This window comes from Massilia violaceinigra (assembly GCF_002752675.1).
In the GTDB taxonomy this organism is placed as follows: Bacteria; Pseudomonadota; Gammaproteobacteria; order Burkholderiales; family Burkholderiaceae_D; genus Telluria_A; species Telluria_A violaceinigra.
Genome location: NZ_CP024608.1, coordinates 1,802,198 through 1,825,495 on the forward strand (window position 1 = coordinate 1,802,198; position 23,298 = coordinate 1,825,495).

The 23,298-nt window shown below is 63.3% G+C and carries 21 protein-coding genes; 8 read left to right on the plus strand and 13 right to left on the minus strand.

Annotation, left to right across the window (positions count from 1 at the left end; all coding sequences use genetic code 11):
* The first annotated feature begins 63 nt into the window (after positions 1 to 63).
* Complete coding sequence (locus CR152_RS08115) at positions 64 to 1,071, plus strand: OmpA family protein (RefSeq protein ID WP_099874456.1); 1,008 nt, start codon at positions 64 to 66, stop codon at positions 1,069 to 1,071.
* Positions 1,071 to 1,850, plus strand: a complete 780-nt coding sequence (locus tag CR152_RS08120) for a hypothetical protein (protein WP_099874457.1) — start codon at positions 1,071 to 1,073, stop codon at positions 1,848 to 1,850. Before CR152_RS08115 ends, CR152_RS08120 begins: the two co-directional genes overlap by 1 nt.
* A 474-nt stretch (positions 1,851 to 2,324) precedes the next feature.
* Here the strand turns inward: CR152_RS08120 and CR152_RS08130 are convergent, their stop codons facing one another.
* Together CR152_RS08130 and CR152_RS08135 are read right to left on the minus strand one after the other, a co-directional pair.
* Positions 2,325 to 3,629, minus strand: a complete 1,305-nt coding sequence (locus tag CR152_RS08130; protein ID WP_157778383.1) for a DUF945 family protein — start codon at positions 3,627 to 3,629, stop codon at positions 2,325 to 2,327.
* 108 nt (positions 3,630 to 3,737) lie between these two features.
* Positions 3,738 to 5,288, minus strand: a complete 1,551-nt coding sequence (locus CR152_RS08135) for a tetratricopeptide repeat protein (RefSeq protein WP_157778384.1) — start codon at positions 5,286 to 5,288, stop codon at positions 3,738 to 3,740.
* A 233-nt stretch (positions 5,289 to 5,521) separates the two neighbouring features.
* Here CR152_RS08135 and argJ point away from each other — a divergent pair, with 233 nt between their 5' ends.
* Genes argJ through CR152_RS08155 form a run of 4 tightly spaced genes read left to right on the plus strand, consistent with a single transcriptional unit; the run spans position 5,522 to position 9,359 of the window.
* Complete coding sequence (gene argJ / locus CR152_RS08140) at positions 5,522 to 6,760, plus strand: bifunctional glutamate N-acetyltransferase/amino-acid acetyltransferase ArgJ (protein WP_099874461.1); 1,239 nt, start codon at positions 5,522 to 5,524, stop codon at positions 6,758 to 6,760.
* A gap of 8 nt (positions 6,761 to 6,768) precedes the next feature.
* Positions 6,769 to 7,647: an ATP-binding protein gene (locus CR152_RS08145; RefSeq protein WP_099874462.1), complete on the plus strand. Its 879-nt coding sequence runs from the start codon at positions 6,769 to 6,771 to the stop codon at positions 7,645 to 7,647.
* The gene (locus CR152_RS08150) at positions 7,644 to 8,054 is read left to right on the plus strand and encodes an NUDIX domain-containing protein (protein ID WP_099874463.1); all 411 of its coding nucleotides are present in this window, start codon (positions 7,644 to 7,646) and stop codon (positions 8,052 to 8,054) included. The genes CR152_RS08145 and CR152_RS08150 overlap by 4 nt, the downstream gene beginning before the upstream one ends.
* 48 nt (positions 8,055 to 8,102) lie before the next feature.
* Complete coding sequence (locus CR152_RS08155) at positions 8,103 to 9,359, plus strand: D-amino acid dehydrogenase (protein WP_099874464.1); 1,257 nt, start codon at positions 8,103 to 8,105, stop codon at positions 9,357 to 9,359.
* A gap of 278 nt (positions 9,360 to 9,637) precedes the next feature.
* Here the strand turns inward: CR152_RS08155 and CR152_RS08160 are convergent, their stop codons facing one another.
* The 11 genes from CR152_RS08160 to uraH all read right to left on the minus strand — a co-directional run bounded on the left by CR152_RS08160 (position 9,638) and on the right by uraH (position 20,672).
* Positions 9,638 to 10,783, minus strand: coding sequence for a sensor histidine kinase (locus CR152_RS08160; RefSeq protein WP_099874465.1), 1,146 nt, complete (start codon positions 10,781 to 10,783; stop codon positions 9,638 to 9,640).
* 102 nt (positions 10,784 to 10,885) lie between these two features.
* Positions 10,886 to 11,071, minus strand: a complete 186-nt coding sequence (gene yacG, locus CR152_RS08165) for a DNA gyrase inhibitor YacG (RefSeq protein ID WP_099874466.1) — start codon at positions 11,069 to 11,071, stop codon at positions 10,886 to 10,888.
* A gap of 13 nt (positions 11,072 to 11,084) precedes the next feature.
* Positions 11,085 to 11,840 (minus strand): cell division protein ZapD, encoded by a 756-nt coding sequence (gene zapD, locus CR152_RS08170; RefSeq protein ID WP_099874467.1) that lies wholly within the window; start codon positions 11,838 to 11,840, stop codon positions 11,085 to 11,087.
* Positions 11,841 to 11,901: 61 nt separating this feature from the next.
* Positions 11,902 to 12,558 (minus strand): dephospho-CoA kinase, encoded by a 657-nt coding sequence (gene coaE / locus CR152_RS08175; RefSeq protein WP_099874468.1) that lies wholly within the window; start codon positions 12,556 to 12,558, stop codon positions 11,902 to 11,904.
* Positions 12,559 to 13,452 (minus strand): prepilin peptidase, encoded by an 894-nt coding sequence (locus CR152_RS08180; RefSeq protein ID WP_099874469.1) that lies wholly within the window; start codon positions 13,450 to 13,452, stop codon positions 12,559 to 12,561.
* A gap of 110 nt (positions 13,453 to 13,562) precedes the next feature.
* The gene (locus CR152_RS08185; RefSeq protein WP_099874470.1) at positions 13,563 to 14,693 is read right to left on the minus strand and encodes a hypothetical protein; all 1,131 of its coding nucleotides are present in this window, start codon (positions 14,691 to 14,693) and stop codon (positions 13,563 to 13,565) included.
* Between the two features lie 338 nt (positions 14,694 to 15,031).
* On the minus strand, positions 15,032 to 16,258 hold the full coding sequence (locus CR152_RS08190; RefSeq protein ID WP_099874471.1) for a type II secretion system F family protein: 1,227 nt from the start codon (positions 16,256 to 16,258) through the stop codon (positions 15,032 to 15,034).
* Between the two features lie 11 nt (positions 16,259 to 16,269).
* Entirely contained in the window at positions 16,270 to 17,997 is a 1,728-nt protein-coding gene (gene pilB / locus CR152_RS08195) for a type IV-A pilus assembly ATPase PilB (protein ID WP_099874472.1), read from the minus strand.
* Positions 17,998 to 18,208: 211 nt separating this feature from the next.
* The gene (locus CR152_RS08200; RefSeq protein ID WP_099874473.1) at positions 18,209 to 19,489 is read right to left on the minus strand and encodes an HlyC/CorC family transporter; all 1,281 of its coding nucleotides are present in this window, start codon (positions 19,487 to 19,489) and stop codon (positions 18,209 to 18,211) included.
* Between the two features lie 201 nt (positions 19,490 to 19,690).
* The gene (locus tag CR152_RS08205; protein ID WP_099874474.1) at positions 19,691 to 20,251 is read right to left on the minus strand and encodes an ATP-dependent Clp protease proteolytic subunit; all 561 of its coding nucleotides are present in this window, start codon (positions 20,249 to 20,251) and stop codon (positions 19,691 to 19,693) included.
* Between the two features lie 67 nt (positions 20,252 to 20,318).
* The gene (uraH, locus tag CR152_RS08210) at positions 20,319 to 20,672 is read right to left on the minus strand and encodes a hydroxyisourate hydrolase (protein ID WP_099874475.1); all 354 of its coding nucleotides are present in this window, start codon (positions 20,670 to 20,672) and stop codon (positions 20,319 to 20,321) included.
* 121 nt (positions 20,673 to 20,793) lie between these two features.
* Here uraH and puuE point away from each other — a divergent pair, with 121 nt between their 5' ends.
* A complete protein-coding gene (puuE, locus tag CR152_RS08215) occupies positions 20,794 to 21,726 on the plus strand; it encodes an allantoinase PuuE (RefSeq protein WP_099874476.1) in 933 nt (310 codons plus the stop codon).
* Positions 21,727 to 21,818: 92 nt separating this feature from the next.
* A complete protein-coding gene (gene xdhA / locus CR152_RS08220) occupies positions 21,819 to 23,288 on the plus strand; it encodes a xanthine dehydrogenase small subunit (RefSeq protein ID WP_099874477.1) in 1,470 nt (489 codons plus the stop codon).
* Positions 23,289 to 23,298: the final 10 nt, after the last annotated feature.

Sequence of the window (23,298 nt, forward strand, 5' to 3'; positions counted from 1 at the left end):
GTTCGGCCTCCCTTTTTTTACGCCCCTATCAGATTACATTCCTATCCAATCAAGGAGCCTCTCATGACCTATCCGGTTTACCGCAGCGCCCCGGCGGCGTGCGCCTTCGCACTCGTCATTTCTTCGCCGCTGGCGCACGCGGGAAAATACGATGCCGACCGTCCCGGCAGCGCCGATCATCCGCTGGTGTCGCGCTATGCCGGCTCGACCTTGTACCTGCATGGCGAAGAAAACTACGCCGGCGCGCGCACGCTCGTTGCCGGTAAAAACGGCCCGGTCGAGAAGACGGTCGAAGGCAAGATCTCGAACCGGATCTATTTTGGACCGAAGGGACGCGGGTCGCTCGAGATCTTCCGCAATTACCAGGCCGCGCTGCGCAGCGCCGGCTTCGACACCCTGTACGAATGCGAGGCTGCGCAGTGCGAGAAAGACCGCACCCAGTCGAAGATCGTGCGCTGGGCCCAGGGCGCGCAGTGGGTCGACAATGGCAATAGCGATGCCTATGTGATCCGCCTGTTCGAATACAAGCCGGGCTTCCACTACATCCACGCGCGCAAGGACGCGCCGGCGGGCCCGGTGGACGTGCAGATCGCGCTGCGCACGGGCGAGGAGAGCGATGCCAACGTCCAGGGCCGCGCGCAGCAATTCATGCAGGTGATCGAGTCGGCCAGGGTGGAGCAGGGCAATGTGACGGTCGACGCCAGCGCCATCGGCGCGGCCCTCAAGAAGGATGGCCGCATCGCCTTGTACGGCATTCTGTTCGATACCAGCAAGGCAGTGATCAAGCCGGAATCGAAGGACACGCTCGAGCAAATGGCCAGGTCGCTCAAGAACGACCCGGGCGTGAACGTGTTCATCGTCGGGCACACCGACAATCAGGGCGCGGTCGATGCCAACCTCGCGCTGTCGCGCAAGCGCGCGCAGGCGGTGGTGGACGCATTAAGTGGGCAGTACGGAATCGCCGCGGCGCGCTTGCAGCCGCACGGCGTCGCCAACCTGGCGCCGGCGGCGAACAATGCCGACGACGCTGGGCGCGCGCGTAACCGCCGCGTTGAAATGGTGGTGCGTTGATGCGCATTCCCTTGACGATGCTGGGCGCCCTGCTGGCCGGGGGCGCGCTCGCCGCCGCACCGGCGATCGAGCAGATCCTGCCGCCGGCCGGCTTGTACCGGCTCGATTCGGCGTCCACCAGCAGCATTCCGGCCCCGGCGCCGGCCAACCGGGTCGACACCAGGGTCGACGGCGCCAACGGCGACATCGTGCGGCGCGAACGCGTCGCCGGGGCCGACTCGGGCGACAAGCTATATGAAGGCAAGGGGCCGGTCACGCACTGCATCCGGCCGCGCCGCATCTCGGACGCGCTGTATTCCTCGGCGGTGGCGCTGGCGTCCTGCCCGGACCAGTCCAGCCAGGTCGGCGCGGACGGCGTGGTGGTGCATACGGCGAACTGTCCGGCGGCGGTGGTCACGCTGACCATCCGCCGCATCGACAAGGTCACCTGGGAATACGATACCGTCAGCGCCACCCGCACCGGCGACCCCGCGGCGGACCTGGCATGGATGCGTCCCGTGCTCGAACGCGAAGCGGCCGAAGGCAAGACGCCCGAGGCGCGCGCCAGGGCGGCGCAGCAGTTGCTTGACCTGCCACGCCTGCAGCGCGAACTGGCGGAAAAGCAGGTGGCGGTCAATGTGCAGTACGCAAAAGCCCTGCGCGAGGCGAAGACGCCCGCGGAAGCGGCAGCGGTGCGCGCGACGATGGCGCAGTCGGGTAAATCGGTGGCCACCGAGGCGCGCCAGCGGGTGCGCTGGACCCGTATCGGCAACAGCTGCGCCGCCGGCGCGGGCAAGTGATACCGCAGGGCGGCGTCGTGCCGGCGCCACGGTCATGGCGTTGCAGGTAGGTAAGATTGGTTCTAGTTGATGGCACACAACAATAGCAAGCGCGCTTCCTGCAATGGTTAGGTTTCATTGCCAACCAGGAGGACCTTATGAAAGCCATTTTCGCCGCTGTCGCTGTTTCGGCATGCTTGCTGCTCGCGGTGCTGGGAGGAGTGCTTCCGTTGCGGTCTTCACACACAGACGCGGGGGCGGACGCTCGGCAGGCCGGCCTGCAGTGCCCGGCTAACAGCATGTTGGAAGGAAGCCGGTGCGCATGCCCGGACGCGACCAGCTGGACCGGGTCGGAATGCATGCAGGTGTGGTCCAGTTCGGGCCGCAAGGTGGCCGCCGTGGCGCCACCGCAGCCGGCGCAGCAGTAGCGTGCCGGCGCTGACGTAAAGAGATTGAGGCGGCCATCGGACGACGGCCGCCGCTGATGCTTGCTGCTTATTTGGCGCGGCGCTTGGCCGGCTTTTTGGCGCCAGCCGCCGGCTTCTTGCTGTCCGTCGGCAGGGCGATCGCCTTGCCGTTGACGGTCAGCTTGCCCGCCTTGAATTCCACCATCGATACCAGCACGCCATCGTCCAGGCGCGCATAGCCGTCGGCGGTCGCCTTGTCCACTGCCATGTCGGCCAGGCTCTTGGCGGTCGAGTCCAGCAACTCCGTCGATGGCGTTTCACCCTTTTTGGTGGCCTGGTTCTGCGCCACATTGCGCGCGATGGCGGTGACCAGCGCAACCGGCACGCGCATCTCAAAGCGCCCGTCCAGCTTTTTCATCAGGGCGGCGGTCGAGTTGAAGTCCTTGTCGACCGTCTTGCCCAAAGTCAGGTGGCCCTTCATCAGCGCGCGGTGACCGCGGTAGCCTGCACTCATCTCGGTGAGCTCGATCGCCGTGCCGCGTGCCGCCATGCCCTTGGCGAAGGCCTTGAGCTGCGGGCCGATAGCGGCCAGGTCCGGCTCGGCGCCCGGCTTGGTCGTCTTTTGCATGGCTTTGCTCAACTGCTCCAACGACATCATATCGAGCTTGGTCATCCGGAACGACATGCGCATGTCGTCGATCTTTTCATCCATGACCGTGATCAGCCTGATGCCGAAGTCGCTCCCGATGTCGTAATCCTTGCCGTTCTCGGACACCTCGGAGGTGACCGACAGGCCTTCCATTTTCATGACCACCGGCTTGTCCTTGCCGGTCACGTCGATCGACTTGACGTCCGCGCGCGCCGTGCCGAGCCACACATCGTCGTTGTTGCGGCGCTGGCTGCTTTGCAGGGTCATGTCGTTGACGACGACGTCGGCGCTTTTCAGGTTGGCTGTGAGGCGTGGCCAGGCGCCGGTGCCCGTCAGCGTGCGGCCGGCCTCGTCGGTCACGACGTTGATCTTGAGCGCGTCCCACGACCAGTTCTGCTCGTTCAAATCGGCGTAGCTGTGCGCCGGAAGCGCAATATCGAAGCCGACCATGCCGGCCGCCGCCGGCGCGCGCGTGACGCTGTACGGCCGTGCCGAGCCGAACACGGTTTTGAGTTTCGCGGCGGTTGGCGCCGAGAACTCGAACACTGCCAGCTTGTCGAAAATGGGAATCGGATTGCCCTTGGCCCAATAGAAATTGCGTTCAAGTTCGTCCGCTGCCGCCGCAACGGCCTCGACCATGTTCGATTCGATCTTGGCCACGGGCACTTTGTCAGCGGCGGGACGTTCCGCGGCGAAGGCGGGGAAGGAGGTCAGCAGGGCTGTGCAGAGGAGAAGTTTTTTCACGGGGTTCATTGATAAATAGTTAATGTTTAACATTATCAAGCAAATGACTTTACTTGTCATCAAGCATTTTTGCGGTTGTGATTAAGCAACAAAACCAAGCGCCAAGCCTCAGTCCGTGGAGAAAGTCGGGGTCGCGAAGCCGTATTCCAGGAACTTGCGTTGCATTTCCGCGACATTGGCGCGCTGGGTTGCGTTCAGGCCCGCCCACGCTCCCGGCAGTACCTTGCGCAGGTAGCGCGCCCCCTTCTCGAAATCCTCGCGCGCCTCGTCCTTGCGTCCCAGCGCTTCGAGCGCCTGGCCGCGCATCCAGTACGCATCCGTATAGTCGGGTTGCGCGGGCAGGCCGGCGGTGATGGCGCTGACGGTTTCCTCGTAGCGTTTCAGGGTGAAGAAGGCGCGCGCGAGGTTGTATTGCACCGGCATGCTGACCCAGCCCATGGCACGGTCCAGCTCCTCGGCCTTGTGCAGCGTTTCCAGTTCTTCCTTGTATTCCTTGCGGCCGCGCTGGGCCGCTGCGTGCTGCATCGTCTCCGTGAGCAGCCGCCGCAGGCGCACCTTGCGCGCGGCCGCCTGCTTGCTGTCGAACTGCGGATCGGCCACCGTGCTGGTGGCGCAGCGGGCATGGGTCGCCGCGCCATTCTCGCCCCACGCGCGCAGGTCGATCTGCTGGCCGAGGCGCGCGAGCACGGGCGCCATGGCGCCGACATCGTTTGCCAGGCAGGCGAAATAGGCGTACGCGTTCAGGTTCCACGGGTCCGGATACTGCGCGACCAGGGCCTCGAAGCTGGCGCGCATGGTCGGCCAGTCGGCCTGGCTGACCTCGAAGATTTTTCCCTTGTAGGCCGTTTGGTCCATGTACCAGTACAGGCGCGCATACATGGCACCTTGTTCCTTGCCGCCGACATTGTTCAGGTCTTGCGCGAGCTGCTCGACCGCGTCCGGCGCGCCGCCCCAGTGGGCCATCGAGTAGCCGGCGGCCGTGAAATACGCTTCGTGGTAGTTGGGATGGCGCGCCATCGCCGCGCCGATCTTTTTCTGGTAGCGCTCTTGCGTGAACTGGCTTGTGAATGGCAACACCTTGAGCATGGCGCGATGCCATTCCGGGTCATCGGCCTTGGCGGCCAGCACCTGCGTTTCCTCCAGCACCCGCATGGCCGCCGCCGAACCCTGACTGAGGTCGCGCCGCTGCTTTTCCGTGAGCGTGTTGTAGTAACCCGAACCGCGGTCCGCTTCGGCGCGCTTGATCAGCATATAGGCCTCGAACAGCCGCGCCGGCACCGACTTGGGATATTGTTTCTGCCACGCCTTGGCCTGACCCTGCACCGTATCCCAATAAGCCGCATCGGTGCTCCACTGGCCGAATGCGCGCAGCTGGTTGTAGAACTGCGCCTGTTTCCAGATGCCGTTGGGGGTGCGCTGGCCGGCACCCCGGATCTTCCGATACAGCGCTTCGAGACCCTTGTAATCGCGCGCCTGCAGATAGCGCAGCGTTTCGCTGGCCAGCTCTTCGCGCACATGCCTGTCGGCGCTGCCTTGCGCTGCCGTGGCGGCTGGCGGCTGCGCTGCGGCGTGGCTGAACGCAGGCGCGGCAAGGCAGGCCAGCAGGATGGCAAGGCGGGCCGGCCGGCGCGCGCGTGGAATCAGGGTCGGGAAAATCAAGGCAGTCCTTCGGGATCGATTATGTTTGGGCGACTCGTGGCGTCCGGATGACGCTGACGTTAATGCCAGACGGATATTGTTACACATCGTCTACAGCGCATCCACAGCGGGGCCCCGGATCGTGTCGCGCCCGCCCCGGCGTGCGGCGCACGACGCGCCGTGGCAGTTGCATCCCGCATATCGTTTCAAGCGTTACAATAGCGGCTTCCCACTTCACTGCTAGAGAATCCGCCATGGCCGTTAATTCCCCTCTGCCCGTCGCCGCCGACCTGAAGCCCGTCAACGGGATCGAGATCGGTTTTGCCGAAGCCGGCATCAAGAAGCCCAACCGCAAGGATATCCTGGTGATGAAGCTCGCCGACACGGCCACCGTGGCCGGCGTGTTCACCACCAACCGTTTCTGCGCCGCGCCGGTGCAGGTCAGCAAAGCCAACCTGGCGGCCGTGGCCGCGGGCGGCGCGCCGATCCGCGCGCTGGTGGTCAACACCGGCAACGCCAACGCCGGCACCGGCGAGACGGGCCTGGACAGCGCCAACGCCACCTGCGCCGCGCTGGCGCGCCTGCTCGACTGCGAGCCGCACCAGATCCTGCCGTTTTCGACCGGCGTGATTCTCGAGCCGCTGCCGGTTGCCAAAGTCGTCGGCGCGCTGCCGGCCGCCATCGCCAACCTGAAGGCCGACAACTGGTTCAACGCCGCCGAGGCGATCATGACCACCGATACCCAGCCGAAGGCGGCGTCGCGCACGGTCGACATCTGCGGCCATAGCGTCACCATGACCGGCATCAGCAAGGGTGCCGGCATGATCCGGCCGAACATGGCGACCATGCTGGGCTACCTGGCGATCGACGCCAAGGTTTCGCAAGACGTGCTCAATGAACTGGTCAAGCATGCGGCCGACCATTCGTTCAACTGCATCACCATCGACGGCGACACCTCGACCAACGATTCGTTCATGCTGATCGCCACCGGCACCGGCAGCCTGGCCATTGCGAACACCGATTCGACCGAATACGCCGAACTGAAAACCGCCGTGACCGACATCGCCCGTTCGCTGGCGCAGATGATCATCCGCGACGGCGAAGGCGCCACCAAGTTCATCACCGTCACGGTGGAAGAGGGCGGCAACATGGAAGAGTGCCGCAAGATCGCCTACTCGATCGCCCATTCGCCGCTGGTGAAAACCGCGTTTTTCGCGTCCGACCCGAACCTGGGCCGCATCCTGTGCGCGATCGGCTATGCCGGCGTGGACGACCTGGACGTGACCAAGCTCGATCTGTATCTCGACGACGTGCTGGTGGCGAAAAGCGGCGGGCGCAATCCGGCCTACCAGGAAGCCGACGGCCAGCGCGTGATGCAAAAGAGCGAAATCACGGTGCGCGTGCGTTTGGGACGCGGCGCGCACAGCGCCACCGTCTGGACCTGCGACCTGTCGCACGAGTACGTGACCATCAACGCCGACTACCGTTCCTGAGCCGCGCCTTGACGACGCCACTCGAACAGTTCCTGCTGCGCGCCGAAGCGCTGCTGCAGCGGGTCGAGGCGGTGCTGCCGCCCGCGTATCCGCGCGAGCCGGACTGGCGCCTGTCCACCGCTTTCCGCTGGCGCAAGCGCGCCGGCAGCGGCGTGAGCTACCTGCAGCCGGTGCTGCACGCCTCGGGCATCGCGCTGTCGGACCTGCACAAGGTGGCGCCGCAAAAGCTGCAGATCGAGCGCAACACGCGCCAGTTCGTGCAGGGCCGCCCGGCCAACAACGTGCTGCTGACCGGCGCGCGCGGCACCGGCAAGTCCTCGCTGATCAAGGCGTGCCTGAACCAGTTCGCCGCCGATGGCTTGCGCCTGATCGAAGTCGACAAGGCCGACCTGGCCGAACTGCCCGACATCGTCGACCTGGTGGCCGGGCGTCCGGAGCGCTTCATCATCTTTTGCGACGACCTGTCGTTCGAGGAAGGCGAGAGCGGTTACAAGGCGCTCAAGGTGGCGCTCGACGGCTCCATCGCGGCCCAGTCGGACAATGTGCTGATCTACGCCACCTCGAACCGGCGCCACCTGCTGCCCGAGCGCATGAGCGACAACGCCAGCTACAGGCATGACGGCGACGGCGACCTGCATCCGGGCGAAACGGTGGAAGAGAAAATATCGCTGTCCGAGCGCTTCGGCCTGTGGCTGTCGTTCTATCCGTTCAAGCAGGACGACTACCTCGGTATCGCGGCGCACTGGCTGGCCAGCTACGGCTGCAGCGCGCAGCAGATCGAGCAAAGCCGCCCGGAAGCCCTGCAATGGGCCCTGCAGCGCGGTTCGCGTTCGGGCCGGGTGGCATGGCAGTTCGCCAGGGATTACGCGGGAAAGCTGCCTCAATGAGCGATAAGACTGGAAACAAGCCGATCGATGTCGCGGTCGGCATTTTAATGAAACCCAATGGCGACGTGCTGCTTGGCCAGCGTCCCGCCGGCAAACCGTACGACGGCTATTGGGAATTCCCGGGTGGGAAAGTAGAAACCGGCGAAGCCATACTCGACGCGCTCAAACGCGAATTCGTCGAGGAGCTTGGCGTTCATATCCTGAGCGCGAGCCAATGGTGCGGGGTGGAGCACGTGTACGAACACGCGCATGTACGCCTGCACTTCTTTATCAGCCGCGAATGGCGCGGCGAGCCGCAAAGCCTGGAAGGCCAGGCTTTTGCGTGGCAGGGCGTGGTCGGCGTGTCGCCGCTGCTGCCGGCCACCATTCCGCTGCTCGAATGGCTCGACCAGCTGCGCTATCCGTAGCGACGTTCTTTTTCCGCCCTTACGCCATAACGCACCGCAAGGAAGTTCGTGAAAATTATTGTCTTGGGCAGTGGCGTGGTGGGTACCACGTCGGCCTATTTTCTGGCGAAAGCCGGGCATGAAGTGACCGTCATCGAGCGCCAGGACGGCGCCGCGCTGGAAACGAGTTTCGCCAACGCCGGCGAAGTCTCGTCGGGCATGGCCGCGCCGTGGGCCGCGCCGGGCATTCCGATGAAGGCGCTGCGCTGGCTGGCCATGAAACACAGCCCGCTGGTGATCCGTCCCTCGTTCGATCCGCGCATGTGGCGCTGGCTGTTCCAGATGCTGGGCAACTGCAATCCGGCCAGCTACGCCGTCAACAAGAGCCGCATGGTGCGCCTGGCCGAGTACAGCCGCGATTCGCTGATCGCGCTGCGCAAGGATACCGGCATCGCCTACGACCACCGCAGCAAGGGCACCTTGCAGGTATTTCGCAATCCGCGCCAGCTCGATGAAGCGCTGGAAGACATCGCGGTGCTCAAGCGTTATGGCGTGCCGTACGCGCTGCTCGATCCGGCCGGCTGCGAAGTGGTCGAACCGGCGCTGGCGCGGGTGCGCGGCAAGATCGTCGGCGGCCTGCACCTGCCCGGCGACGAGACCGGCGACTGCTTCAAGTTCACCCAGGCGCTGGCGCAGATGGCGGCCGGCGAGGGTGTCGTTTTCCGCAATAACGTGGAGATCCGGCGCCTCGTGACCGACGGCGACGCGATCAGCGCCGTCGACACCTCGCAAGGGGAGCTCAGGGCCGATGCCTTCGTGATGGCGATGGGGAGCTATTCGCCGCTGATGCTGGCGCCCCTGGGGATCAGGATACCGGTGTATCCGGTCAAGGGGTATTCGATCACGCTGCCGATCGTCGATGCGGCCAGCGCGCCCGAGTCGACCATCATGGAGGAGACTTACAAGGTCGGCATCACGCGCCTCGGTGACCGCATCCGGGTTGGGGGCACGGCCGAAATCGCCGGCTACGACCTGCGCCTGCACGCTTCGCGCCGCGCCACGCTGGTGCATGCGGTAACCGAGTTGTTTCCGGGCGGGGGCGATGTGGACAAGGCCACTTTCTGGTGCGGCCTGCGTCCGATGACGCCGGACGGCACGCCCGTGATCGGGCCTACACCGTATCGCAACCTGTTTCTCAATACCGGGCATGGAACGCTGGGGTGGACCATGTCGTGCGGTTCGGCGCGGGTGCTGGCCGATATGGTGTCGGGACGGGCGCCGGACATCGATACCGAAGGCTTGCTGATGACGCGCTACGGGCGCTGACGACGCTGACTTCGAAACCGGCGCCGTGGAATTTGACAGCGCCGCCTTTGCGCCCCATCGTCGCCACTGCACTGCACTGCACTGCACTGCACTGCACCGTACCGCCCCCGGCGCCCCCGCACCGTCGCCCCCGCGAAGGCGGGAACGCATGCGTTCCCCCCAAGTTCGCACTGTAGCCAGCAACTGAGCAGAAAACTTGGGCCCCCGCCTTCGCGGGGGCGACGTTAGTGGTGGTGCTGGTGTTGGTGGCGGGAGAGCCAGCCCCCCCGCGCGGAGAATCAGCCCCCGGCGCTCTTCGGCGCGCGCGGCAAGTGCGCTGTAAAGGTGGTGCCGCAATCCTCGCTGGACGTCACCGTCAGGGTGCCGCCATGCGCCGCGGCGATTTCGCGTGCGACGAACAAACCCAGTCCCAGGCTGGTGCGCGGCCGTTCCTCGGCTTCGCCGTCGCCCGGCAGCTGGATCAGCGGACTGAAAATGCTTTCGAGCGACGCCGGCGGAATCACCGGGCCGTCATTCGTCACGGCCACCGTCACCGCATCCGGATGGGCGCGCGCCTCGATGCGTACGGCCGCGCCGCGCGTGCCGTACTGGGCAGCGTTGACCATCAGGTTGGTCAGCAGCTGGTGCAGGCGCACGGCGTCGTACTGGCCGCTGAGCGCTTCATCGGCATCGATCTCGAAACGCGTGGCCGGATGGGTGGCATGGGCGTCGGCCAGCGCCGCGCGGCACACATCGCCCACATTCACCTCGCGCAGCTGGGTCGGCATGCCGCCGCCGAGCTGGGTGCGGGTGTAGCCGATCAGGTCGTCCACCATGCTGCTCATCAGGCGCGCACCGCGCTTGACCCGGGCGCCGATCTCGCCAGCCTGGGTGGTATCGACCTGTGTGCGGGTCAGCAGGTCGCCCGCCATCGACATGCTCGACAGCGGCGCGCGCAGGTCGTGCCCGAGGATGGCCAAAAACAGCTCGCGCATGTGGTCGGCGCGTGCCGAGTAAGTCACCACCGACTCGGCCAGGGCCTGGTCGATGGCTTCGTTAAAGCGCACCATTTCTTCGGCCGCGTCGGACGTCATGCGGCTCACCTGCGGCAGCCACAGGCGCAGCACGGTGGCGCGCAGGGCGCGAAATTCCGCACTGAGCTGGAGCAGGGAGAAATTGCTGGCCTGGCGCAGCGCGCCGTGAATCGAGGCCGCGCTTTCGCCCTCGACCGTGTCGGGCGCGAGGCCCTGCGACTTGGCGATCTGCTGTTCCGGGTTCTGGAAGGTTTCGATGTCGAGCGCGATCGCCTGCAGGATCTGGCGCGCGTGGTCGCGCAGGGCCAGATCGGTCATCTGGCTCGCGGCCGGCAACAGGGTCTGGGCGAACGCTTCCCACTCCGTCAGGATCTCTTCCATGCGCTCATTGATGAAACGGTCGAGTCTCATTGCACTGTCCGTGACATTGACATGGTGTTGCATCCTTTACATGATGGGCGGTGAGTCATTGTAAGCGTTTTTGCACCGCCACGGCGAAGGACGAACGCAGCGCTACTGGGGCAGGTTGTCGTCGTCCAGCAAGGGGTCGGATGGGGCGGCGCCGGGAATGGTGTATTTTTCTTCGGCCCAGGCGCCCAGGTCGATCTGTTTGCAGCGTTCGGAGCAAAACGGGCGGAACTTGTTCGCCTCGATCCATTCGACTTTCTTGGCGCAGGTGGGGCAGGTAACGACGGTCATGGCAACATGGGATCTAAAAATTACAGAGCGTGAGCTCGAACGGGACATCTTCTTCCAGCGGCTTGGGCTTCAAATCCCCGCCCTGCGTGGTAAAGCGTACCCACAACATGTATTTGTTGGCGGAAATCTCGGGAATCGCCCCCATCGCTTCATCCATGGTCAGGCGCAGCATCTGGTAGACCTTGCCTTGCAGCATTTGCTGATAGCTGCCGGCGATGGCGATCATCTTGACCGGGCCGCCCGAATCGCGCAGCAGGCGCAGCACCAGGGCCAGGGCGTCGAACAGGGGCGCCAGCGGGGCGAACCAGTTGACGATATCGTTGAAGCGCTGCTCGGCCGGGCGCTTTTGCCAGGCGTAGTAGGACGGCAGGTCGAATTCGCAGGCGCCGCCGGGAATGATGGTGCGGCCGCGGATGCTCATCAGCCATTCATTGTCGCGCACGTTCTGGCCGGTCTTGCCCTGGGCCGCGACCAGCGCGCTGCTGACGGTTTCGACTTCAAGCAGGACGGCGTCGAGCATGTCGGCCGCGACGTTTGGATTGGACCGGTAGCTCAGCAAGCTTTGCTTCTGGCGTTCGAGTTCCTGCAGCAGGTCGGACTTGAGATCGGCGCGGCCGGCGACTTCGAGCATGTCGAAGATGGTGGCCAGGGCGACGTGATGCTGCATTGCATGTTCCTGGTGCACAAAGAACTTGAACTTCTCATACAGGTCTTCCAGCCGCAACAACGTGCGTATGCGCTCGTTGAAAGGGTATTCGTAGACGATCAAAATGACATCCCTTTACATGGCAGGAGAAGAATCCCGTGATTCTGAACCAAGCGACGCAAAATTACAAACGCTGCACCGGGAATAGTGCCATTCTCTCGGAAAATGCCATATATTTAGCATGCAATAGAGCAATTTGACGGTCCAACGCCGCCAGGGTGCCATCGTTGGTGAGCACATCGTCGGCCGCCGCCAGCCGCTCGGCGCGGCTGGCCTGGCTGGCCATGATGGCGCGCACCTGGGCTTCGCTCATGGCGTTGCGGCGCATCACGCGCGCAATTTGCAGTTCTTCAGGGCAATCGATGACCAGCACGCGCGCCACCCGCTCGCGCCAGCCGCCGGACTCGATCAGCAGCGGCACCACGTAGATCAGGTAGGCGCCGCTGGCCACGGCGGCTGCCGCAGCGGTGGCGGCGCGGATGCGCGGGTGCAGGATCGCTTCCAGGCGCGCCTTGGCGGCCGGGTCGGAAAACACCAGTTCGCGCATGCGCACGCGCTCGAGCGCACCGTCGGGGGTGACGAACGCCGGGCCGAACTCGTGCAGGATGGCCTCCATGGCGGCGCCGCCGGGAACGGTCAGCGCATGCGCGATGAGGTCGGTATCGATGATGCTCGCGCCCAGCGCGGCGAAGCGGTCCGAGACGGCCGTCTTGCCGCAGCCGATGCCGCCGGTCAGGCCGACGCTGAACTTGCCGGCATCCGGGACGGGCGCGCTGTTCACTCAGCTCACCAATTGCTTGAAGATGATGCCGGTCACGGCGCCGATCGGTTTGCCCCACACCATCACGATGAAGCCGGCCGCGGCCAGGTAAGGACCGAAGGGAATCTTGACATTGCGCGCGCGCCCGCCGAACACGATCAGGCAGATGCCGACCACCGAGCCGACCGCCGACGAAATCAGGATGATGCTTGGCAGCACGGTCCAGCCCATCCAGGCGCCCAGTCCGGCCAGCAGCTTGAAGTCGCCATGGCCCATGCCGACTTGCCCGCGCACCTTTTCGTACAGGGTGGCCACCGACCACAGCGACAGATAGCCGACCGCCGCGCCGATGACGGCGTCCTGCAGCGGCACGAAGCTGGCGTTGACATTCATCAGCAGGCCGATCCACAGCAGCGGATAGGTCAGTTCGTCGGGCAGCAGCTGGGTATCGGCGTCGATGAAGGTCATCGACAGCAGCAGGTAGCCGAACACCAGGGTGGCCAGACCCGCAAAGCCGCTGCCGAAGGTCCATATCAGCAGGGCCGACATCAGCCCGGTCACCAGTTCGATGATCGGATAGCGCGGCGAAATCTTGGCCTTGCAGCCTTTGCACTTGCCGCCCAACACCAGATAGCTGATGACGGGGATGTTTTCCAGCGCGCCGATCTTGTGGCCGCAGTGCGGGCAGGCCGAGCGCGGCGCCCACAGGCTGAATTTATCGGTGTGCACCTTGCGGGTGCCGCAGCCGCAGCCGTATTCGCCGGCCAGGTAGTCGTTGTATTCGCGATCCATGATCTTGGGAAGGCGGTAGATGACGACATTCAGAAAGCTGCCGATCAGCAGGCCGAACAGGCCGGCGGCGAGGGCCGGGCCCAGGGAGCCGGGGGCGGCGAACAAGAGTGTTTCCGGTAGCATGATGCTCCAAATTAAGAAGGAATCGTTGCAGTTTTCTGCAAGAATGTATTTTAGGGGGTTTTGCCCCCTTTGGGGCACCTGCCGCCCGCACTTGTATCGGCTTGCAGTACTTATCTGCGCAATTCACGCAGTTCCGTTGCCGACATCTGGATGCAGTGCGCGCCCAACGCCGCAGCCGCTGCCGCTTCACGGCTCGCGGCGCTCTCGCCCACTTTTCCCGCTTTCGCAGGCGTGATGTTTTGGGCGTGCGCTTCTTTAGCGGCCGCCGCCAGCGATGTCTTGCATAGCACGCGGACACCGCTAAAACGAAAGCGTACATAAGCGTCTACCGTTGACATCCCGGTCCCATGGGTGATCGACAGCCCGGCCGCGGTCAGTGCCGGTTCGAGTTTGCTATCGGAAATGAGGAAGGTGACAGGAACATCGCTGTAAATGCCTGCAGCCCGCAGCACCATCAGATGCACCGGGCGCACGGTAATAGCCAGCCCAAACACCACGTACGCCACAAACAGAAGCGCCATCAGCGCGGCTTTTCGTGCCGGAACTGCATCCGTTTGAACGCTGCGCTTGTGCAGGTAGGCCAGCCCTGGGGCGGTGCCCAGTCCGCCAAGCAGCACGCAGATAATGAAAATGAGGACCTCGCTGAGCGTGTCCATGCGCCCCAGTTGAGATCCGATACTGAATGTGACCTGCAAGGTGAATATGGTCGATAGGATCGCCCCTACTGCCAGCATGGAAAAACACAGTGCCTTCATCGTCACTCTGGTGGATGTGGTCGGGCCGGAAGAGGCGCCGAGTTCGGTGCGGTTGCGCAGCCCGAAGCCTCCGGTAATGACGAACGGTATCGCGACGGCCCACCACGGCGAGAGCTCCGGGATATGCGCGATGACCCCGAAAGAAATTAACCACGTCATCAAGGCGATGCCAGATGCGGCAACTGCCTTCTTGGGGAAAAGCTGACCCGCATCATAATATTGGGCGAGCGCCATGATGAACATGGAAGGCAATACAAACATCAAGTTGAGTAATATCGCCAGCAGCACTGCCGCGACAAACAGGTAGGCCAAGCCCGCTACCGACATAGCAGATTCCGAGAATATCCCGCCCCAGCCAATAGTATGAAGATATGACCAGATGAGCAGGCCGGATGCGCCGAGTGACAGGGGGGATAGTTTGAATATGACATCGAGCGCATCCTTCAGAAACGATAGGGTGGTCGCAAAGCGAGTAATCCAAGTCATCTTTAGCTTTCGAAAATCCGTGATGCTAGTGAAAATATTTCGGCATGTAGTGATCCATATCAAGATGCGGCGCCGACGCGGCTAAATTCGGCAGGGCACCCGATTCTTCCTGGAATTGCACGCGAAAACTGTCAATTGAATCGAGTCCCTGCCGGATCGTTGGCAAGGACGGCACGCAGCTCAGCGTAGCTGGCCCATTGCTCAACACAGGGCATGCTGCTGATGCGCATGCGGCTGCATGTAGCCGGCATGCTAACTGTAGCGCCATAAAAGCAAAAAACCCCGCTGTTGCATTTGCATGCAACAGCGGGGTTCTTTTTTCGTTGAAGTAGCGCTGCTTACACCACCGCGCCCAGTTTGAAGATCGGCAGGTACATGGCGACGACCAAGCCGCCGATGATCACGCCCAAAATCACCATGATCAACGGTTCCATCAGCGACGCCAGGGTGGCGACGGCCTCGTCGACCTCATCTTCGAAGAAGCCGGCCACCTTGCCCAGCATCGAATCGAGCGCGCCCGATTCTTCACCGATGGCGACCATCTGGGTCACGATCGGCGGAAACACATTGGCGTTCTGCATGGCGGCGGTCAGGCTGGTACCGGTGCTCACCTCGTTCTGGATGCGCTTGGTCGCTTCCAGGTACAGGGCATTGCCGGCCGCGCCGCCGACCGAGTCGAGCGCTTCGACCAGCGGCACGCCGGCCGCGAACATGGTGGCCAGGGTCCGGGTCCAGCGGGCAATGGCCGCCTTGCGGATCACGCTGCCGAAAATCGGCGCCTTGAGCAGGGCCAGGTCCATGAAGCGCTGCATCTTGGCCGAACGCTGCCAGGTCTGGAAGAAGAAGTACAGGCCGGCAAACAGACCGCCGAAAATCGCCCACCAGTACGAGACGAAGAAGTCGGAAATATCCATCACGATCACGGTCGGCGTCGGCAGGTTGGCGCCGAAGCTGGTAAACACCGATTTGAACGCCGGTACCACCCAGATCATGATCACGGCGGTGACGATGAAGGCGATGCCCAGGATCGACACCGGATACATCAGCGCCGACTTGATCTTGGCCTTGATGGCCAGGGTTTTTTCCTTGTAGATCGCCAGACGCGTGAGCAAGTCTTCCAGAATACCGGCCTGTTCGCCGGCGCCGACCAGATTACAGAACAGCGGGTCGAAGTAGAGCGGGTACTTGCGGAAAGCATTGTTCAGGCTGGTACCGGTCTCGATGTCCGAACGCAGGTCGAGAATCAGCTTGGCCATCGATGGATTCGCGTGGCCCTTGCTGACGATGTCGAACGATTGCAGCAGCGGCACGCCGGCCTTCATCATCGTGGCCAGCTGGCGCGTGAACAGGGAAATATCCTTGTCCGTGATCTTCTTGCCGCTGCGATAAGTCTTTTTCTTTACCTTGGTCACCATGACACCCTGGCGCCGCAAGGTCACATTGACCACGGCTTCGCCGCCGGCGCGCAGTTCGCCGCGCACGGTCTTGCCGGTCTTGTCCTTGCCTTCCCAGGCGTAGACCGACTCCTTGACGGCGGCGGCGGTTTTAGATTGAGCGAGTGCCATACTGTATTTTCCTATTCGTTGGTGCAGCCAAGAACTTCTTCAAGGCTGGTCAAGCCTTGCTTTACTTTCATCAGGCCGGAACGGCGCAGGGATTTGACGCCCTCCAGCTCCGATTGCGCGGCAATTTCCATCGAATTGCCGTGCGCCAGAATGATTTTTTCGATCGCCGAGGTGATCGGCATGATCTGGTAGATGCCGACCCGGCCCTTGTAACCGCCGCCCAGGCAACGGTCGCAGCCGACCGGACCGTAAGGCTTCCAGCCGCCTTCCAGTTCCTCTTCCCGAAAGCCGGCCGCGAGCATGATTTCGCGGCTGGTTTCCACCGGCTTCTTGCAGGTGCACAAGCGCCGCGCCAGGCGCTGCGCCGTGATCATGATCACCGACGAGGCGATGTTAAACGGCGCCACGCCCATGTTCATCAAACGCGTCAGGGTCGACGGCGCATCGTTGGTGTGCAGGGTCGAGAACACCATGTGGCCGGTCTGGGCCGCCTTGATGGCGATGTCGGCCGTTTCCAGGTCGCGGATCTCGCCGACCATGATGATGTCCGGATCCTGGCGCAGGAAGGACTTGAGCGCGACCGGAAAGGTCAGGCCGGAGCGTTCGTTGATGTTGACCTGGTTCACGCCCGGCAAGTTAATCTCGGCCGGGTCTTCCGCCGTCGAAATGTTAATGCCCGGCTTGTTGATCACGTTCAGGCAGGTGTACAGCGACACCGTCTTGCCGGAACCGGTCGGGCCGGTCACCAGCACCATGCCGTACGGGCGCTGGATCGCTTCGAGCAGCAATTCCTTCTGGTCCGGATCGTAGCCGAGCGCGTCGATGCCCATCTGGGCCTGGGTGGCGTCCAGAATCCGCATGACGGTCTTTTCGCCGAACAGGGTGGGGCAGGTGCTGACCCGGAAGTCGATCGCCTTGGTGGGCGAGAGGATCAGGCGCATGCGGCCATCCTGCGGCACGCGCTTTTCGGAAATGTCGAGCTTGGAGAGTACCTTGATGCGCGAGACCAGCTTGTCGCGGATGGTGATCGGCGGCTGGGCGTGTTCTTTCAGCATGCCATCCACGCGCAGGCGGATGCGGTAAAACTTTTCGAATGGCTCAAAGTGGATATCGGACGCGCCGAGGTTGATCGCGTCCATCAGGATCTTGTTGAGGAACTTGACGATCGGCGCATCTTCGATATCGGCGGCCGCGGCCTGGTCGACCACGGCGGGCGCATCGTCCTCGCCGAACTGGATGTCTTCCTGGTCGCCGACCATGTCGTTCAGATTCTGTTCGGCGTTGCGGCCCAGGCTGGCCAGCAGGATCAGCAGGGCGTCGTGCAGCACGATCACCGGCTCGACCGACGCTTCGCTCTGGAACTTGATCTGGTCGAGCGCCTGGATATTGGTGGGGTCGGAAATGGCGACCGACATCTTGTTGCCGCGCTTGGCCAGGGCGATCACGCGCTGGGTCTGCATCAACTTGCCGTCGATGGCGTTCGGCGGCAGGGCGTCGATATTAAAGCTCTGCAAATCCATCAGCGGGTAGCCGAAGGTTTCCGCGCAAAAGGCGGCCAGGGTGCGCGCGTCGAAGGTACCCGTGAGCAGCAGGGTATCGATGAACGGACTCTTGTCGACCAGCGACTTCTTGTGCAGCGTATCGGCTTGCTGCGCACTGAGGCGGCCAGCCTGCATCAGGGCGCGGGCCAGGCCCGGCATGGGCGTTCCGGGGGTCGTGTTGGGGAGGACTGCAGCCATATGCGCGCTTGCTTTAAATAGTACGGAGAACGACAAAGCGCCGTCCAGTGGTGACTGTTGCGGCGAACTGCCTTGGATCATGCCTCCGAGCATCACATTTGTAAAGTGTTTGCTGCATGGGGGAGGCAACCATACCACGTAGCCAAAATGGAACGTTCAGTTGCAATCTGGAACTTGTATGGCTGAACTGAAATTGTTAGTGACAGTCTGATTAGTACGCCGGCGGACGAGTCAGCTTGACGACCTTGATTGCCTGGTCTTTGACCTGGATGACTTCGATCACAACATTGCCGATTTTCAGGCTGATCGGGGCGTCCGGAATCTCCTGCAATTGTTCCAGCATCAAGCCGTTGACGGTCTTGGGGCCGTCCAGCGGAAAGGCCAGGCCGAGCCGTTTATTGATCTCGCGCAGGGGCGCCGTGCCTTCGAGCAGGCATTCGCCGCGCGCATCCCAGCAAACGCTGTCGCCGCGCGCCGCGCCGGGCACCGAGGTGGTGAAATCGCCAATCATTTCCTCGATGATATCGTCGAGGGTGACCAGTCCTTGCACTTCACCATACTCGTCGACAATGATCCCCAGGCGTTCCTTATTTTCCTGAAAATATTGTAACTGAGTAAAGACGCTCGTGTCCTGGGGAATGAAATAGGGTGTTGTTAAAAGTTCACGAAAATGGGCGATGCTCAGTTCGTCTTCCTCGTTGAGCAGGGCCACTGCGTGACGCACGTGCAGGATGCCGATGATGCGGTTGATCTCGCCTTCATACACGGGCAGCTTGTTGTGGTAGCAGGTCGTCAGCTGGGCCTTGAGCTCGGCCACCGGCACGGCCAGGTTGAGGGCCTCGATCTGCGAACGCGGAGTCATGATGTCTTCGATCGAGACGGTTTCCAGGTCGAACAGGTTGAGCAGGATGCTTTTGTGCTTCTGCGGAATGAAATTGCCGCTTTCGAGCACGATGGCGCGCAATTCTTCCGGCGAGACGCGGTGCTGCGCCGCGCCGTCGGCCGGCTTGACGCGCAGGATCTTCAAAAACAGGCGCACGAACAGGTTGACGAACCAGATCAGCGGCTTGGACACGGCCATCATCGGCCTGAGCAGGGTGCTGGCGACCAGCGAAATGGTTTCCGGATAGGTGGCGCCGATGAACTTGGGTGCGATTTCGGCGAACACGATCAGCACGAACACCAGGAGCGCGATGGCGATCGCGATGACGCTCTCTTCATAGCCGAACAGCAAAATCGCGATCGCGGTGGCCAGCACCGTCGCCATGGCGTTGACCAGGGTATTGGCGATCAGGATCAGCGAGAGCAGCTTGTCGGTGCGGTCGAGCAGCCACAGCGTGGTGATGGCGCCGCGGTGGCCGCGCTTGGCCAGGCTGCGCAGGCGGAATTTGTTGGCGGCCATGAGCGCCGTTTCCGCCATGGCGAAAAAGGCTGAACACAGAATCAGGAAGACAAGCGCGGCGACGAGCACCCAGGGCGACACGGTATCCAAGGGTCAGCGTGCCGCGGTAATGGAAAAACAGGGGAGCATGAAAAGCGGGCCAAGCCCAGAATGGTGCGCTCGCCGGAACGGCAACCGCAGAGCTGCTGATTTTAAGTCAAGCCCCGTCTCCATGCAAGTTTGACCATGATGTGTGTGTCACGTAGTGCGCCACGTAGTGCGGCAACTTTTTACCGCCGCGCTATCGGCGCGTCAGCCGTTCCACCAGTGCGAGGTGGTGCCGGCGCCGGGCAGGCGCGCCTGCGTCGCCTTGTGGATGATGCCGGCCTTCACGGCCTGCTCGGCGTCGTAGATGCGCGCGTTGCCGAACAGATTGGTGCGGATATCGTCCTGGGCGCCGGCTTCCCTGGTCGCTTCCTCGAAAATGCAGGCATAGCGCTCGGCGTCGAAGTCGAGGCAGTCGCGCCATTCGCTCACGCGCGAATGGTCGGCCGCGACCAGGCTGCCGAAGCCCCAGTGCAGGGGGTGGACCAGGAAGCGCGTGCCGGGACAGGCGTAGCGCTTGCCGCCGGCGAGGAAAATCACCACGCCCACCGATTCGACGCTGCCGATATTGTGGGTGGTCAGCGGCAGGGGCAGCGACTTGAGGAAGAAATACAACGCGAAGCCGGCCGTCATGTTGCCGCCTTCGGTCGACATGTGCAGCTCGATCTCGCTGGCGCCGCTCTGCAGTGCCTGCAGGCAGAGGTTGCGGATGGTGCATACCGCGCTGTGATTGATGGGGCCGATAAAGTGAACGATGTGCAGCGACATTATCTCTCCTGAAGCTTTCTGCCCAAGAATAGCAAGTTTTCGCCCGCTGCACGGTTTCCTTGGTATTTCAGCTACCGCGATAGGTGGAATACGACCACGGCGTCACCACCAGCGGCACGTGATAATTCTGGGCCGGATCGGCAATCCCGAAGGCCAGCGTGACCTGGTCGATGAAGCGCGGCTCCGGCAGGTTCACGCCCTGGGCGGCGAAATAGTCGCCGGCGGCGAACACCAGCTCGTAGCGTCCGGCCCGCATGGCGTCGCCTTCGAGCAGGGGCGTATCGACGCGGCCGTCGCGGTTGGTGGTGACGGTCTTGAGCAGGGTGCGCGCGCCGGGAGCGACGGCGTACAGTTCAACTACCACCCCGTCCCCGGGTTTGCCTTGCGTTGTGTCAAGCACGTGCGTACTAAGTTTTCCCATGGTTCTTCCTATATGACAATAATGACGCTTGTTATCTGGCAGATCATATACTGAGGTGTGAACACCAATATATGATGCGAACTATACCCTCCATGCATTACCTTCCATCCCGAGCTTGCCCATGACGACTTATGACAACTACCCACGCGACCTGATCGGCTACGGGCGCACGCCGCCCCATCCGCAGTGGCCGGGCCAGGCGCGGGTGGCGCTGCAGTTCGTGCTCAACTATGAAGAGGGCGGCGAAAACAATGTGCTGCACGGCGACGCCGCCTCCGAAACTTTCTTGTCGGAAATTATCGGCGCGGCCGCATTTCCCATGCGCCACATGAGCATGGAGTCGCTGTACGAATACGGCTCGCGCGCGGGCCTGTGGCGCCTGCTGCGCATGTTTGAAGAGCGCAAGCTGCCCCTGACCGTATTCGGCGTGGCGATGGCGCTCAAGCGCAATCCGGAGGCGGTAGCCGCGTTTCAGGAGCTGGGCCACGAAATCGCCTGCCATGGCCTGAAGTGGATTTCCTACCAAAACGTGGATGAAGCCACCGAGCGGGCCCACATGCTTGAGGCCGTGCAAATCATGCGCGAACTGACCGGTTCGGCCCCGCAGGGCTGGTACACAGGGCGCGACTCGCCCAACACGCGCCGCCTCGTGGTCGAGCACGGCGGCTTTGCGTACGATGCCGATCATTACGGCGACGACCTGCCGTTCTGGCAAAACGTCGAGCACGCGGGCGGCGTGGCCCCCCATCTGGTGGTCCCCTACACGCTCGACACCAACGACATGCGCTTCGCCGCCATGCAGGGCTTCAACTCCGGCACCCAGTTCTTCGATTATCTGAAAGATGCTTTCGACGTGCTGTACGCGGAAGGCGATCCGGATGGCCTGAACCAGCCGAAAATGCTCTCCATCGGCCTGCACTGCCGCATCGTGGGCCGTCCGGCACGCGCGGCGGCGCTGGCGCGCTTTCTCGATTACGTGCAAAGTCACGACAAGGTATGGATCACCCGGCGCATCGATATCGCCGGGCACTGGAAGGCCGTGCACCCAGCATAGTGCTTTTTGCTGATAAGCGACATCTGCAAATAGATATAATTGCGGATGCCCTGGGTGTTAGCCTTGCAGACTGGGATAAAGCCGAGGCAACAATGTCAGAACCGATTCGTTTTTACTATCAGGGCGCCGTGCGCGAAGTGACGCAGGCCGCGCCGACGCAGACCGTTCTCCAGCATTTGCGCGAGGACCTGCACTGCACCGGCACCAAGGAAGGCTGCGCCGAAGGCGACTGCGGCGCCTGTACGGTCGTCATCGGATGCCTGGGCGCGGACGGCCAGGTTGAAATGAAGGCCGTCAATTCCTGTATCCAGCTCACTCCCACGCTCGACGGCAAGGCCCTGTTCTCGGTCGAAGACCTGCAGCAGCCCAACGGCTTGCTGCACCCGGTGCAGCAAGCCATGGTCGAATGCCACGGCTCCCAGTGCGGCTTCTGCACGCCCGGTTTCGTCATGTCCCTGTGGGGCATGTACCTCAAGCAGGAAGGGCGTGAGCCATCCCGCTGCCAGATCGACGACGCCCTCTCGGGCAATCTGTGCCGCTGCACCGGCTACCGGCCCATCATCGACGCCGCCAAACGCATGGGCGAACTGCCCGCCGTGCATTTCGACCGCGCCGCGCTGGCGGCGCAACTGGCGCCCCTGCAGCGCGGCGCCATGGCCACCTACAGCGCCGCCGGTGCGCACTTTCACGCCCCGCGCACGCTCGATGAACTGGTGCGCATCCGCGCCGGCAAGCCCGACGCCGTGCTGCTGGCCGGTTCCACCGACATCGGCCTGTGGGTCACCAAGCAGATGCGCGAGCTGGGCGACATCATCTATCTCGGCCACGTCGACGCGCTCAAGCAGGTATCGCAGCAGGACGGCATGATCGACATCGGCGCCGGCGTGACGCTGGAAGAGGCCTACAAGGCGCTCGCCGCCCACTATCCGGCCGAACTGTCGGCCATGTGGCAGCGCTTTGCCTCGCTCCCGATCCGCAACGCCGGCACCCTGGGCGGCAACGTCGCCAACGGCTCGCCCATCGGCGACTCGATGCCATGGCTGATCGCCCTCGGCGCGCGCGTCGTGCTGCGCGGCGCCGCCGGCGAACGCGAGATGGCGCTGGAAGACCTGTACCTCGGCTACCAGAAAAAGGACATGCAGGCGGGCGAATTCGTCCAGTCCGTGCGCGTGCCGCTGCCGCGCGCCGGCGTTCAGTTCCGCACCTACAAACTGGCCAAGCGCTTCGACCAGGACATCTCCGCCGTGTGCGCCGCCTTTGCGCTGCGCGTCGACGGCGATGTGGTGGTCGAGGCCCGCATCGCCTTCGGCGGCATGGCCGCCACCCCCAAGCGCGCCGCGCAAACCGAAGCCTTGCTGGTGGGCCAGCCGTGGAACGAAGCCACGGTGGACGCCGCCATGGCCATGCTGGCGCAGGATTACGCGCCCCTGTCGGACATGCGCGCGTCGAGCGAGTACCGCATGAAGGCGGCGCAGAACCTGCTGCGCCGCTTCTGGTTCGAGACCCGTCAACACAACCCGCTGGCGGCCGATGCCGTCAACGCCTTTGCCGTGCGTGCGTAAGGAGAACACC